The 12,157-nt window shown below is 71.3% G+C and carries 14 protein-coding genes; 8 read left to right on the top strand and 6 right to left on the bottom strand.

The genetic code is table 11. The annotated features are described in order from the left end of the window. Window positions 1-375 precede the first annotated feature (375 nt). The 3 genes from ACFYYF_RS11080 (at window position 376) to ACFYYF_RS11070 (ending at window position 2,621) form a co-directional block, all read left to right on the top strand. Window positions 376-750 (top strand): hypothetical protein, encoded by a 375-nt coding sequence (locus ACFYYF_RS11080; protein WP_388773738.1) that lies wholly within the window; start codon window positions 376-378, stop codon window positions 748-750. 95 nt (window positions 751-845) lie between these two features. Next, on the top strand, window positions 846-1,664 hold the full coding sequence (locus tag ACFYYF_RS11075; protein WP_388773735.1) for a hypothetical protein: 819 nt from the start codon (window positions 846-848) through the stop codon (window positions 1,662-1,664). 342 nt (window positions 1,665-2,006) lie between these two features. Then, window positions 2,007-2,621: a hypothetical protein gene (locus ACFYYF_RS11070; protein WP_388773732.1), complete on the top strand. Its 615-nt coding sequence runs from the start codon at window positions 2,007-2,009 to the stop codon at window positions 2,619-2,621. A gap of 14 nt (window positions 2,622-2,635) precedes the next feature. Here the strand turns inward: ACFYYF_RS11070 and ACFYYF_RS11065 are convergent, their stop codons facing one another. Further along, window positions 2,636-2,998, bottom strand: a complete 363-nt coding sequence (locus ACFYYF_RS11065; RefSeq protein WP_361680692.1) for a DoxX family protein — start codon at window positions 2,996-2,998, stop codon at window positions 2,636-2,638. Between the two features lie 180 nt (window positions 2,999-3,178). Between ACFYYF_RS11065 and ACFYYF_RS11060 the strand changes: the two genes are divergently transcribed. After that, window positions 3,179-4,039 carry a LysR substrate-binding domain-containing protein gene (locus ACFYYF_RS11060; protein WP_388773729.1) on the top strand — a complete coding sequence of 287 codons (861 nt, stop codon included), beginning with the start codon at window positions 3,179-3,181 and terminating at the stop codon, window positions 4,037-4,039. Between the two features lie 8 nt (window positions 4,040-4,047). On the opposite strand, the gene secD is transcribed toward ACFYYF_RS11060, so the two are convergent. The 4 genes from secD to ACFYYF_RS11040 all read right to left on the bottom strand — a co-directional run bounded on the left by secD (window position 4,048) and on the right by ACFYYF_RS11040 (window position 8,800). Further along, entirely contained in the window at window positions 4,048-6,309 is a 2,262-nt protein-coding gene (gene secD / locus ACFYYF_RS11055) for a protein translocase subunit SecD (protein WP_388773727.1), read from the bottom strand. A gap of 102 nt (window positions 6,310-6,411) precedes the next feature. Continuing rightward, entirely contained in the window at window positions 6,412-7,029 is a 618-nt protein-coding gene (locus tag ACFYYF_RS11050) for a hypothetical protein (protein WP_388773725.1), read from the bottom strand. Window positions 7,030-7,184: 155 nt separating this feature from the next. After that, complete coding sequence (locus tag ACFYYF_RS11045) at window positions 7,185-7,850, bottom strand: response regulator (RefSeq protein WP_388773722.1); 666 nt, start codon at window positions 7,848-7,850, stop codon at window positions 7,185-7,187. Next, a complete protein-coding gene (locus ACFYYF_RS11040; RefSeq protein ID WP_388773719.1) occupies window positions 7,847-8,800 on the bottom strand; it encodes a HAMP domain-containing sensor histidine kinase in 954 nt (317 codons plus the stop codon). The genes ACFYYF_RS11045 and ACFYYF_RS11040 overlap by 4 nt, the downstream gene beginning before the upstream one ends. Before the next feature lie 359 nt (window positions 8,801-9,159). On the opposite strand from ACFYYF_RS11040, the gene ACFYYF_RS11035 reads away from it, so the two are divergent. The 4 genes from ACFYYF_RS11035 to ACFYYF_RS11020 all read left to right on the top strand — a co-directional run bounded on the left by ACFYYF_RS11035 (window position 9,160) and on the right by ACFYYF_RS11020 (window position 11,396). Further along, the gene (locus tag ACFYYF_RS11035) at window positions 9,160-9,486 is read left to right on the top strand and encodes a TraR/DksA family transcriptional regulator (RefSeq protein ID WP_388773717.1); all 327 of its coding nucleotides are present in this window, start codon (window positions 9,160-9,162) and stop codon (window positions 9,484-9,486) included. Window positions 9,487-9,517: 31 nt separating this feature from the next. Then, complete coding sequence (locus ACFYYF_RS11030) at window positions 9,518-9,889, top strand: TraR/DksA family transcriptional regulator (RefSeq protein WP_388773715.1); 372 nt, start codon at window positions 9,518-9,520, stop codon at window positions 9,887-9,889. Next, the gene (locus ACFYYF_RS11025) at window positions 9,886-10,704 is read left to right on the top strand and encodes a hypothetical protein (RefSeq protein ID WP_388773713.1); all 819 of its coding nucleotides are present in this window, start codon (window positions 9,886-9,888) and stop codon (window positions 10,702-10,704) included. Before ACFYYF_RS11030 ends, ACFYYF_RS11025 begins: the two co-directional genes overlap by 4 nt. A 71-nt stretch (window positions 10,705-10,775) precedes the next feature. Beyond that, window positions 10,776-11,396, top strand: a complete 621-nt coding sequence (locus ACFYYF_RS11020; protein WP_388773712.1) for a hypothetical protein — start codon at window positions 10,776-10,778, stop codon at window positions 11,394-11,396. A gap of 25 nt (window positions 11,397-11,421) precedes the next feature. On the opposite strand, the gene ACFYYF_RS11015 is transcribed toward ACFYYF_RS11020, so the two are convergent. Continuing rightward, complete coding sequence (locus tag ACFYYF_RS11015; protein WP_388773710.1) at window positions 11,422-11,943, bottom strand: DUF742 domain-containing protein; 522 nt, start codon at window positions 11,941-11,943, stop codon at window positions 11,422-11,424. Between the last annotated feature and the right edge of the window lie 214 nt (window positions 11,944-12,157).

Below are 12,157 nucleotides of genomic sequence, written 5' to 3'. Positions count from 1 at the left end.
TCGGGCTTGTCGCGCACGCGGCCGACCAGCGGGAAGACCAGCAGGGTGACCAACCGAGAATGCCCAGCCCGGCAGGGAAATCGAAGTCCGCACGGCCCATTACGTGGCGGTCGACTCGGCGAACCATGCGGGGCTGCACGTCAGTTGACTCCCCCATCCATCCACTGCAGGGGGAGGAAGACGCTGACGCCTCAGGACGGTCTCGCGGTGCCGTGGGTGTCCTGCCGACGGGACACCCGCGCGCACCGGGCCGGGCGTTTCCGGAGTCTCGCCGCTGCCCGCTCGGACTGCGGCCATCGGCCTGCTGATCTTCTGCCGAACCGGCGGATGCCCCCGTCGACGGGGGTGGACGGAGCCGCTTGGCACCATGGAGTCGTGAACATCCCGAACAACCCCGACGACCCGATCCAGCAGCTGGTGGGGCTGGACGTCCGCTCCGTGTGCTTCGTGGCCGACTACGTCGAACTGCACTTCGACCCCGACGGAGCCGTGCTGCGCGCGATCAGCGATCCTTTCGGTGTGCAAGGCGGTCGCGAGTGGCGTTTCCCGCAGCCGGGATCGATGGACCTCCTGCACCGGTACATCGGCAGGACCGTCGACAGCTACGAACTCGACCCCGGCAGGCTCCTCGCCCTCGGTTTCGGCGAGGACCGATTCGTCATCCCGCTCGATGACGACTCGCGCGTGGGTCCCGAGGCGGCCCACTTCCTCGGGCCTGACGGCGTCGCGGGAGGAATGTGGATCTGGTGACGGGAAACGGCCGGTCGGATCCCCTCCGACTACGGCCTTGACCAGCGGGTTCGTGTGGCTGAAAGTAACCCTGTTGATCAACTGGGGTGGGAAGCATGACGCACGACGAATACGCCGGCAACTGCGAAGAGCTCTTCGCGGTGGGCGGATTCACGCAGGTCCGGAAGCTGGCCGAATCCGGCTTGAAGGAACTCGGACCCGATCCGAGGCTCTACCGCTGGCTCGGCCTCGCACACGCCGCGGAGGACGAGGACGACCACGACGCCGAGGCCGAGAAGGCCTACGAGGCCGGGCTGAAGCTGTATCCCGACGACCTCGGGCTGCTCGTCTCCTACCTGGAACTGTGTCTGCGGGCCGACGGGTGGACGTTCCCCGGGCGCAGCGGTCGGGCGGTCGTGCTGAAGGAGCGGATCGCCGTGCTGGCTCCGGCGGGTTCGCCCGAGGCGGCGCGGGTGGAGGACGCGCTCGGCTGGGCCGGGCGGGGCTACTGGCAGGACGTACGGGACAGGACGGCGACCGCGCGGGCCGAGCGGGCGGCTCTGACGTCCCACGGCGAGGACGTCGCGGAGGCGCTGGGGCGGGGCGGTCCGACGACGCCCGCACACCCCGAAGACCTGCGGGCCGCCGAAGTGGCGGCCGCACTGGAACTGCTGGCCGGTCCGTGGCGGGCCCCTCTCCGGCTCCTGGTCCGTCATCGGGTGGCCGCCTACGTCGCCGCCTTCGTGCTGGCCGTCGCGACCAACAAGGCGTTGGTGCTGAGCGGAACCGTTTCCTACAGCGTGTGGGGCTGGCTCTGGTACATGCCCCTTCTGCTGGCTGACAGCAAGCTCAGGCAGGGCCGGAGGCTGGCCCGGCAGCGAGTGATCGTCGCGATGGAGGCCCGGCACGCCGATTCCGCCGCCTCCGCGGGCTGATGCCGCGCCGGGGCGGGATGCGCGGGCACGACGGCATGTGCGGCGGACAGTGATCACCGTTCTCAGGTCCGAGACCTGCCGTACGACCCCATCGGAACAAGACGCTGTCGTGGCACGGCCACACACATGATCCGGGAGTAAGCAGTGAGCAACACCCTTTTCCGAAGATGCGCAGTCGGTGCTGTGGCCCTGGCCCTGGCGCTTGGGGCGACCGGGTGTGGTGCCGATGACTCGGCCGCGGTGCACGCGCCGGCCGGCCGAAGCGGTGAGCGAGCAGCCGGCACCAAGCCTTCGAAGGCTGCGAAGGCTTCGAAGGCCGAGGAGTCGACCGCCCGTGTTCCGGTGCTGGTCCAGGACCGGTTGGAAGAGATGGTCCTGGATGAGCGCGATCTCCCCGGGGTCAGTGTCAACACGATCGGCGCGGGGACGGACGGGGTGGGCGACGGCGTGGTCCGTCCCGTCCTCGACCGTGCCGCGCGGCCCTCGGCGTGCGGGCCGGTCAACAGCGCTCTCGCCGGCAGCAGTCGGTTCACGCCGGTCGCCAGCGTGATGCGTATGGCCCAGAGCAAGGGCCGCCTGGCCACGTTCTACCTGGTGTCCTACCAGCAGGCGGACGCGGTCCGGGTCGTCGACGAACTCCGCGCGGCCCTGCGGACGTGCACGGCCTTCACGTCGTCGACGAGCAGCGCGGGTTACGAGAAGGTGTCGCCCACCGGTGATCCGGCGGCCGGCGACGAAGCGGTGTCCTTCAGGCTCACCGAACTGTTCAACACGCCAGGCGGAGATGACGCGATCCCGATCCCCAAGAGCGTCGTCGTCATTCGCTCGGGCTCCACGATCGCCGTCTTCAACGCCGTGGACACCCTTCCTGAGCCCGGCCACTACCCGAAGGTGTCCACGGACATCGTGACCGCCCAGGTGAACGTACTGGACGCGGGCGCACATGCCACCCGCTGACCCGGGCACCTCCATCAGAGCCCGGTGGCCAGCCAGACCGTGACGGCCGCGGTGACAATGAGCCCGACGTTGAGGGCGATCCCGCGGTCCTCCGCGCCGGTGAGGTGCACGGCGATCGCGCCTGCCTGCAGGAGGACGAAGCCGATGGCCGCGGCCGTCGCCAGCGAGGGTGCGACACCGGTCAGCGGTGGCACGACCAGACCGATCGCGCCGAGTATCTCGACCGTCCCGAGCGCCCTGACGGCGGGCAGGGGAACTCGGTCGACCCAGTTCATCATCGGGCGGAGCCGATCGCGGCTGCGGGACACCTTCAACACTCCCGCGTAGCAGTAGAAGAGGGCGAGCAGTCCGGCGACGATCCAGTAAGCGATGTTCATCGTTCCTTCTCGGGCCGCCGGCTCGCCGAGGCCCCGTCGATTGCGAAGATCCGTCGACATCGCCGGCGGACTCAGAAGCCCTCGTCGTGCTGGGCGCATGCTCACGAGTGCACCGCCGGAGCCCCTCCGGTGTCCAAGACCCATCCCGCGGCACCGATACCTCGTGGGTATCGTTGCAGCATGGAGCTACGGACGCTGCGCTACTTCGTGGCGGTCGCCGAGGAACTCCACTTCGGCCGGGCCGCCACCCGACTGCACATGAGTCAGCCGCCGCTGAGCCGGGCGATCAAGGGGCTGGAGGCCGAGTTCGGGGCGCTGCTCTTCACCCGCTCGCCCACCGGCGTCACGCTCACGCCGGTGGGAACGGTGCTGCTCGACGAGGCGCGGGCCCTGCTCGCCCATGCGGAGCGCGTCCGTGTACGAGTCGACGCGGCAGCCGGCGCCGCGTCCATCACCGTCGGCATCCTGGGCGACGGCACCGACCCGGGAGTGTCCCGGCTCGCCGCCGCCTACCGTCGAACCCACCCCGGCATCGACATCCGTATCCGCGACACCGACCTGACCGACCCGACGTGCGGGCTGCGCGCCGGGCTGGTGGACGTCGCCCTCACGCGGGCACCGTTCGACGAGACCGCACTGACGGTGCGTACGCTGCGGTCCGATCCGGTCGGTGTGGTCCTGCGCGCCGACGATCCCCTGGCCCGCCGCGCCCAACTGCGGCTGGCCGAACTGAGCGACCGGCGCTGGTTCCAGTTCCCGCAGGACGCCGACCCCGTCTGGCAGTCGTACTGGAACGGTGGCAGCCCGCGCGAGGGGCCGACCGTGCGCGCCGTTCAGGAGTGCCTGCAGGCCGTGTTGTGGAACGGCACGATCGGCCTGGCGCCGTTGGGACACGACCTGCCGGCGGAGTTCGCCGTGGTGCCGCTGATCGACATGCCACCGAGCCGCGTCGTGGTGGTGTGGAACGAAGGAGACACCAACGCGTTGATCCGATCCTTCGTCGATAGCGCGACGGCCGCGTACCGCGCGATGCCGGGGTGACTCGATCGCTACGTCCGGCGCTTGTGCAGTTCGATGGCCAGCGGTGTGGCCGTGAACATCGAGGAGTACGTGCCCACCGCCAGGCCGATGAGAAGGGCCAGGGCGAAATCGTTCAAGGTGTCGCCGCCGAGAACCGCCAGCGCGGTGAGGATGAAGGCGGCCCCCATACCGGTGTTGACGGTGCGGGGCAGCGTCTGCAGGAGAGCCCGGTTGGCGACGCCGGCGAAGGGCTCCTCGACCTTGCGGCGGCCGAGTTCCCTGATCCGGTCGAAGACGACGACGGAGTCGTTGACCGAGTAGCCGATGACGGTCAGCAGCGCCGCCAGGAAGACTCCGTCGACGGGCTTGCCGAGCCAGGCGAAGACGCCGATGAGGATCACGACGTCGTGGGCGAGTGCGGCGACCGCGGAGGTTCCCAACAGCCAGCGGAAACGCGCGGCGAGATAGACGAGTTGGGCACCCAGGGCGACGAGCAGGGCGATGAGGGCGCCCTGGCGAAGTTCCTTGCCGAGGCTGGGTCCGATGGCCTCGTCGCGGATCTTGTCGGCCCGGCCCGTGAGGCCGGTGACGGTCTCGGTGACGGCTGCCGCCTCCGTGTTACTCAACTTCACCGTCCGGACGGTGAGTTGATGGTCGCCGGAACTCTGGACGACGGCTCGGGGGAATCCGGCGTCGGCGAGCGCGTGGCGGGCCCGGTCAGGATGGACGGGAGCGGACGTCGTGTACTCGATGAGACGGCCGCCGGTGAATTCGACGCCGAAGTCGAGGCCCCGTACGGCGATCCCGGAAGCGGCGAGGACGAGTACGGCGGCAGAGACCGCAAGCCATCGGCGCGGGTGGCGCATCAGGTTCGGGGCGGTGCGGCCGAGGCGCTCGCGGACGATGCCGGTGTGGGCGATGCCCGTCAGTCGCGGGCGCCGGCGCAGGCAAGGACGGGCGACGGCGTAGTCGGCCAGGGCCCGGGTGATGACCAGGGCGCTGACCATGGAGGCGAGTACGCCGATCCCCAGCGTGACTCCGAACCCGCGCACGGGCCCGGAGGCGAGGAAGAACAGCAGGCCGGCGGCGATCAACGTGGTGATGTTGGAGTCGGCGATCGCGCTGAGGGCCTGGCGGAAGCCGGCGGTGAGCGACGACCGTGGAGTGGGGCGGAGGCGAGAGGCGTATTCCTCGCGGGCGCGTTCGAAGACCAGCACGTTGGCGTCGACCGCCATGCCGATGGCGAGGACGAACCCGGCGAGGCCGGGCAGGGTCAGGGTGGCGCCGAGAACGGCGAGCGCGGCGTAGGAGATCAGGCCGTAGCAGGCCAGGGCCACGGTCGCCAAGGCTCCCATGATCCGGTACACGGCGATGATGAACAGTGAGGTCAGAGCGGTACCGATCACGGCGGCCCAGGCACTGGCCGTGATGGCCTGCGCTCCCAGGGTCGCTCCGACGGTGCGCTGTTCGATGGTCTCGACGGGTACCGGCAGAGCGCCGCCGTTGATGAGCAGGGCCAGTTCCTTGGCCTCGGCTTCGTCGAAGGACCCGGTGATCCGGGTCGAGCCGCCGCTGATGCCGGACCGGCACGCCACCGACGGATCGACCTGGGGCGAAGAGATGATCTTGTTGTCCAGCACGATGGCGACCCGGCGGGCAGGATTCCCGGCCGCATGACACGCGGCCTCGCCCGTCAGATGAGCCCACCGCCCGTCACCTGCTCCGGTGAAATCGACGGTCACGTGCCATCCGGCACCTCCCTGCGGGTCGAACCGGGCGGCCGCCTTGTCCACGTCGTCGCCGGTCATGGAGGCGGCCCGCAGGCGCAGCGGATCGCCTGACTCGTCGGGCATCACCTGCTCGCGTGCCCGCTTGGGCAGGGGATCCGATACGTCGTCAGGTCCGGCCGACGTGCCGAGTACCTGGTGGAAGGTGAGCTGGGCGGTGCGTCCGAGGACGTCGGCCGCCTTCTGCGGGTCCTGCAGGCCGGGCAGTTCGACGACGATCCGGTCGCTGCCTGAGCGGGTGATGGTGGGTTCGGTGACACCGAGCGCGTCGATACGGCCGCGCAGCACCTCCACGGTGCGATCCGTCGCGTCGCTACCGGTCCCAGCCTCGCCTTCGGCGTCGAGGTCGGCATCGGCGTCGGCGGTGGGGCGGGTTTCCAGCACGATCTGGGTGCCGCCCCGCAGATCGAGTCCGAGGGTGACGGGCACGGTGAGCGCGACGTACAGGGAAAGGGCGACGACGGCGAGGGCGATCAGGCCTCTGACGTGCGGGGATCGGTTCACGGGAGCCTCCGGCAGGCACGCCGCGGCCAGGACACCGGCCGCGGCCAAGAAGTTGAGGGAGGAGAGGGGAGGAAGCAGGGAGGAGGGAGCGGGTATGAGGGTTCAGATGCCGGAGAGCGGAGGAGGGGCCCGTACCCCGTGACGGTGCGAGGGCTGCCCGGACGCGCAGGGGACCACCGCAGCGTGCGGGGGCCGCGTGGGCCGGAGCGGGTGGACGGCCGGGCCACGTGACGTACCCGGGGCGAAGACCGGCGGAAGCCGGCACTCGCCTCCACGCTCGCCTACGGCATCCCGATGGTTCCGAAGGGCGGCGGTGAGGGCGGGATCTCCGTCGGTCGCTTGCGTCCCGCTCTGCGCCGACACGACTTCTGTGCCGCGCACCGCGCCGTCTGACGACGTGCCGGGGGACGCCGTGTTCGGGGACGCCGTGCCGACGGACGACGTGCCAAGGGACAGCGTGCCGACGGAGGTTGCTCCAGTGGACACCGTGCCGGCGGAGGTCGCTCCTATGGACATCTTGCCGACGGAGGTCGCTCCGATCGACGCCTTGCCGGCGGAGACCGTGCCCACGAGCGCCGTGCCGACGGAGGTCGCTCCGATCGACGCCTTGCCGGCGGAGACCGTGCCGACGGGCACCGCTCCGACCGACGCCCGGTAACACTCGCCGCCCGGCGCGGACAGGCCGAGCAGCGTGATGAGTGCGGCGAGCAGAAGGGCCATCGTCGCTGCCGGGCCACGAGGGCGCGGAAGGGAAGGCACGTACCGGGCCATCCCCGCTCCCCTTCGGTCTCGATGGCGTTCTGGCGGCAACGACGTCAGGCCTCAGGGCCCCGGCGGGGGGTAGGGGGGCCGGGACCCTGAGGCGGTCTGGGGGCTCAGGCCTCGATGAGGCCGACGCGGATCGCGTACCGGGTGAGTTGCAGCCGGTCACGCAGGCCGAGCTTGTGCAGCAGGTTCTCCCGGTGCCGGTGAACGGTCTTGATGCTGATGAAGAGCATCTCGGCGATCTCCTTGGAGGAGTGACCCTCGGCCACGAGCTTGAGGACCTCCTCCTCGCGCGCCGTCAGCACCTGCTCGGGCGGCTCTTCGCCCTGGCGGACCCGGTCCAGGTAGTTGCGGACGAGCGCGGTGACGGCACCGGGATACAGGAAGGGCTCGTCCCGCATGGCGGCCCGGCACGCCGCCACCAGGTCGCGATCGGCCACGGACTTCAGCACGTATCCGCTGGCTCCGGCCTTCAGTGCCTGGAAGAAGTACTGCTCGTTGTCGTGCATCGTCAGCATGAGCACCCGTACGTGCGGCTTGAGCGCGAGGAGTTCCCGGGTGGCCTGCAGGCCCGTCATCCGGGGCATGGCGATGTCCATCACGGCCAGGTCGACCTCGTGGGTACGGGCCAGCTCGACGGCCTCCGCGCCGTCCCCGGCCTCGGCGACGACCTCGAGGTCGGGCTCCCGGTCGAGGATGAGCCGCACACCGCGTCGTACCAGCGCGTGGTCGTCGGCGAGGAGGATGCGGATCGCGGAGGTGTGAGGGGTGCTCATGGCTGCTTCCTGACGAGGGGCACGGTCAGCCGGACCCGTGTGCCGGCCTGCGGTTCGGAGGTGACGTCGAGCCCGGCGCCGATCAGCAGGGCCCGCTCGCGCATGCCGCGGATTCCCGCCCCTTCGCGGGCGACTCCGTTTCCACGGCCGTCGTCGGCGACGGTCAGCACGACGGCCTCGTCGGTGTGGTGCAGGCTCACCTCGACCTGGCCCGCCTCGGCGTGGCGGGCGGCGTTCGTCAGTGCCTCCTGGGCGACGCGGTACAGCACCAGCTCCGTCTGCTGGTCCAGCGCCGGCAGTCCGCTGTCGAAGCGGCGCACCACGCGCAGCCCGACATGCGTGGAGAACTCTTCGGTCAGCGAGGTCAGGGCACTGACCAGACCGAGGTCCTCCAGCACGCCCGGCCGCAGCCGGCGCGCCAGACGGCGCACCTCGTCCAGGCTCCCCCGCGTGATCTCCTGCACCTGGCGCAGATCACCCCGCAGGGGCTCGTCCGCGTCGTCGGCCGCCCGCTCCAGCGCGAGCAGGATGGCGGTCATGCTCTGGCCCACCTCGTCGTGCAGTTCCTGGGCGATGCGGCGCCGCTCCGCCTCCTGCGCGAGCAGGACGCGGGCGCTGCTGGAGGCACGCTCGTGTTCAAGGCGGTCGAGCATCGCGTTGAAGGTGCGGATGAGTTCGGCGGTCTCGCCTCGGCCCCTTTCCGGCAGCCGCTGCCCGGGGCGCAGCAGATCGACGGTGGCCATCAGCCGGGTGAGCCGGTCGAGCGGGGCCAGGCCGATCCGCAGCATGGCCGCGTTGGCGACCAACATGACGACCAGGCCGGCCAGGAGGATGAGCGCCTCGGTCAGCACCACGGGCACGGAGACGGTCACGGGGGCCCACAGCAGCAGCGCGGTGGCGCTTCCCAGCACGACCGCGTTGAGCGCGAAGACCCGCCAGAACAGGGACACCCGGATGACGCCTTTCTCTGTGTGACATGGCTGTGCGTGGCATGGCCCTGTCTCTACTGTCGCTCACCGCGCATCCCGAGGATGAGCCGTGGTCACCGGTGCCGACCGGTCGACTCCCAGGCTGCCCGCTGCCCGGGCCCGGCGTCGATGGGCTCCAATGCCCATTTCCCGGGCGCTGTGCCGCCCACGTCCCGATGGGCTCCGGGACGGGCCGGAGATGGGTATCGCGCCCGATGGTTTTCGCGGGGCGCCGCGGCGACGGTGAAGGCGTGCACCACAACCGCCCTCCCCCGGTCCTCGCTCCCCCGACGTCTCCCCGTCCGGCGCGAGTCGCCTCCCCGTCGAAAGAAGGAATCGCGATGTCCCTCGATACATCCCAGGCCGGGACCCGCCGTGAGCGGCTGACGGCGCACGAAGCGCTCCAGCGCCTCGAACACGAACGTTCCTCCCGGCTGTTGCAGCTGCGCGCGCTGGGCGAGGTCGCGGCAGGCGGGGAGGAGCAGGTGATGTCGGCGCAGAAAGACACCGTCAAGCGCGTACTCGGCGAGGTCGAGGACGCCGTCGCCCGGGTCCGGGACGGCAGCTACGGCGTCTGCCGGAACTGCTCCGAAGCGATCCCGGTCGAGCGTCTGGAGATCCTCCCCCACACCCCGTTCTGCGTCCCGTGCCAGCGTAACGCCGCCTGACAACCGCCCACCCGCACTGCCCGGGGGTGTAATGGTGAACAACCAGATCATCGACGACCGCACCACGGCCCTGTCCCCGGAGGACTTCGCCGCCCTGCGCGAGGACCTGCGCGAGCAGCTTCTGTTCCGCCGGGAGCAACTGCGGCAGCTCTCGGACGCAGCGACCCAGGCGGACGCCTTTCTCGACCGGCACACCGCCGCCCAGATGGAGATCCGCGTGAAGCTCGCGGCCTCCGCGGGCATGGTCCTCACCGACGTGGAGGCCGCCCTCGCGCGGATGGACCAGGGCACGTACGGGACCTGTCATCTGTGCCGCAGGCCCATGGCCCGCGAACAGCTGCTGATCGTGCCGCAGGCGCGCTACTGCACCCGGTGCCGGCACGTCCGGGAGACCGGACGATGACCATCCCCCTGGGGCGCGGCCGCGCGCCGGCCCGCCATCGCACGTGGTCCCGGGTCCGGCCGTACGCCGGCATCGCCCTCGACCTGGGCAGCGCCCGCACCCGTGTCTGGATGTCCGGGCGGGGAACGATCCTCGACGTGCCCACCGTGACGTTCCCCGGCACCGGCGCCACCTACCCCATCCAGCGCGGCACGATCGTCGACGCGCCCGGAACCGGCAGGATGCTGAACCGGCTGCTCGGTCATCGCCTGCCCCGCTTCGGCCGTCCCCTGCTCGTCCTGACCACGCCCGTACTGGGTGGCATCGCCTACCGGGCCCAGGCCCGCGCGGCGGTCGAAGTCCTGCGCCCGCGCGCGGTCCTGACGGTCCCCACCGCGCGCGCCGTGGCCATCGCCGCCGACGCCGACCCGACCTGCCCCCTGCTCGTCGTGGACATCGGCGCCCACCTCACCGAGGTCACGCTGCTCGCCGACGGCGCGGTGACCGACGCGCGCCACACCGCGCTGGGCACCAGCGACCTGGACGGCCACACCCCGCCCTCGCGGATCACCGAGGCGGTCGCCGCCATGGTGACCACCATGCTGGAGCAGGACCACACCTCGGAGACGTTCGAGGCCGTCCACCGGGGTGCTCTCCTCGCCGGCGGGGGCGCGCTGCGACCCGACATCACCTATCGCCTCGCCGACCGGCTGCGCGCCCCGGTCCAGCCCGTCTCGGCGCCGCACACCGCGGCGGTCCGCGGCGCCGCGAAACTCCTGCAGTCCGCCCAGGCCCACCCGTCCGCCGACGCGATCACGGACGCCCGCCACCGCTAGACCACCCCCGTCCCCACCCCGTCCCCGCAGGGCCGGCGAGGCCGCCACGCCCCCATGGAAGGAACGAGATCGTGGCCCGCGCGACGCCCCCGTCACACCCTCCCGAAGAACTCCCGCACATCCTGTGGTGGCGGTGGCGGCGCAGTCCCCTGCGCCGGCGCAGCGACCTCGCACAGGCCTGGGTCGCCGTCGGCCGTTTCCTGGCCGTCCTCGCCGGCATCCCCGCCGCCGTGTTCCTGGTCGGCGACACCGCCTACCGCCATCACAGGGAGACCGCACGGCACCAGGCCGCCAGCCGGCACGACACCACCGCCGCACTGGTCCACGACGTCCCCCGGCACCCGGAACCGGGTTCGGACGAGGCCGAGTCCGCCCTCTATCCCGCCACCGTCCGCTTCACCGACGCCCAAGGACACGCCCGCACCGGCAAGGCCGAGGTCGAACCCGCGCTCACCAAGGGCAGCACCGTCCAGGTCTGGGTCGACACCGAGGGGAGGATCACCGACCCGCCCCTGACCGCGGAACAGGTCCGTGACCGCACCATGGGCTGCGCCGTCCTCGCCGGCCTGGCCGTCCCCCTGCTCGGCGCCGCCGTGTACCGCTGTGCCGTCCGCGTGCTGGAGCGGCGCAACCTCTCCCGGTGGGACACGGCCTGGGCGGCCACCGCTCCCCGGTGGACCGCGCCTCGCTGACCCGTCACCGCGCAGCCGCCCGGCCCTACAGTCGTCGAAGCCCGCTGAGCACCCTTTCGAGCAGGGTCACATGCGGTCGTCCTCCGTCGGCGTCGTCCCCGCCGGGCTGTTGGATGACCACGAGCCCGGCCTCCGCGAGGTCGGCGACGAGGATGCGGGCGACTCCGAGGGGCAGGGAGAGGTGCGCGCTGATCTCCGCGACGGACTTGACCTCCTGGCACAGGAGCCTGATCCGGTACGCCTCCGGAGGCTGGGCCACGGGCTGGGTCAGGGGCGTCGCGGTGCTCACCAACGCCTCCAGCGCGAGCTGATGGCTCGGGCGGGTGCGGCCACCTGTCATCGCGTAGGGCCGGACGAGTGCGGACGGCCGCGCGGGGCGACCCGGTGCGGCGCGGAGGCGGGCGTCCTGTCCCGTGGGCCACGGGGTGCGGCTCCCGAACTGTTCGCCTCCTGGCGGCGTCGTCACGGTTCCTGCTCCATTCGGATGGCGCGCCCGCGTACGCCGGACGCCGAGGTCGGCCCGCTGCCGCGGCAGCGGAGGTGGCACGAACGAAGGTGCGTGAGCCTGGGCACGACTCGACTCCGGTGCGCACGGCGTGCGGTGAGCGGCGAGGGAAGGAGCTGGGCCGGATCCCTTGCGTAATCGATTACGAGTCGGTTCGCACTGGGAACCCTAGACGCTGGAGCCGCCGCAGGCCGGGCCTTGGCGTGCTTCCTGCCCCGTATCGAAAACTGGCATATGCCAGAGGGCTGCATCGCGG

Source organism: Streptomyces sp. NPDC001914, from assembly GCF_042891215.1.
In the GTDB taxonomy this organism is placed as follows: Bacteria; Actinomycetota; Actinomycetes; order Streptomycetales; family Streptomycetaceae; genus Streptomyces.
Note: the sequence above shows the minus strand (reverse complement) of the source record. Positions and strands in the feature narration are given on the sequence as shown.

Coding starts and splice junctions, on each gene's coding strand:
- ACFYYF_RS11075 (WP_388773735.1), top strand. CDS start 846: ATGACGCACGACGAATACGCCGGCAACTGCGAAGAGCTCTTCGCGGTG.
- ACFYYF_RS11065 (WP_361680692.1), bottom strand. CDS start 2,998: ATGAACATCGCTTACTGGATCGTCGCCGGACTGCTCGCCCTCTTCTAC.
- ACFYYF_RS11060 (WP_388773729.1), top strand. CDS start 3,179: ATGGAGCTACGGACGCTGCGCTACTTCGTGGCGGTCGCCGAGGAACTC.
- ACFYYF_RS11050 (WP_388773725.1), bottom strand. CDS start 7,029: ATGGCCCTTCTGCTCGCCGCACTCATCACGCTGCTCGGCCTGTCCGCG.
- ACFYYF_RS11045 (WP_388773722.1), bottom strand. CDS start 7,850: ATGAGCACCCCTCACACCTCCGCGATCCGCATCCTCCTCGCCGACGAC.
- ACFYYF_RS11035 (WP_388773717.1), top strand. CDS start 9,160: ATGTCCCTCGATACATCCCAGGCCGGGACCCGCCGTGAGCGGCTGACG.
- ACFYYF_RS11030 (WP_388773715.1), top strand. CDS start 9,518: ATGGTGAACAACCAGATCATCGACGACCGCACCACGGCCCTGTCCCCG.
- ACFYYF_RS11025 (WP_388773713.1), top strand. CDS start 9,886: ATGACCATCCCCCTGGGGCGCGGCCGCGCGCCGGCCCGCCATCGCACG.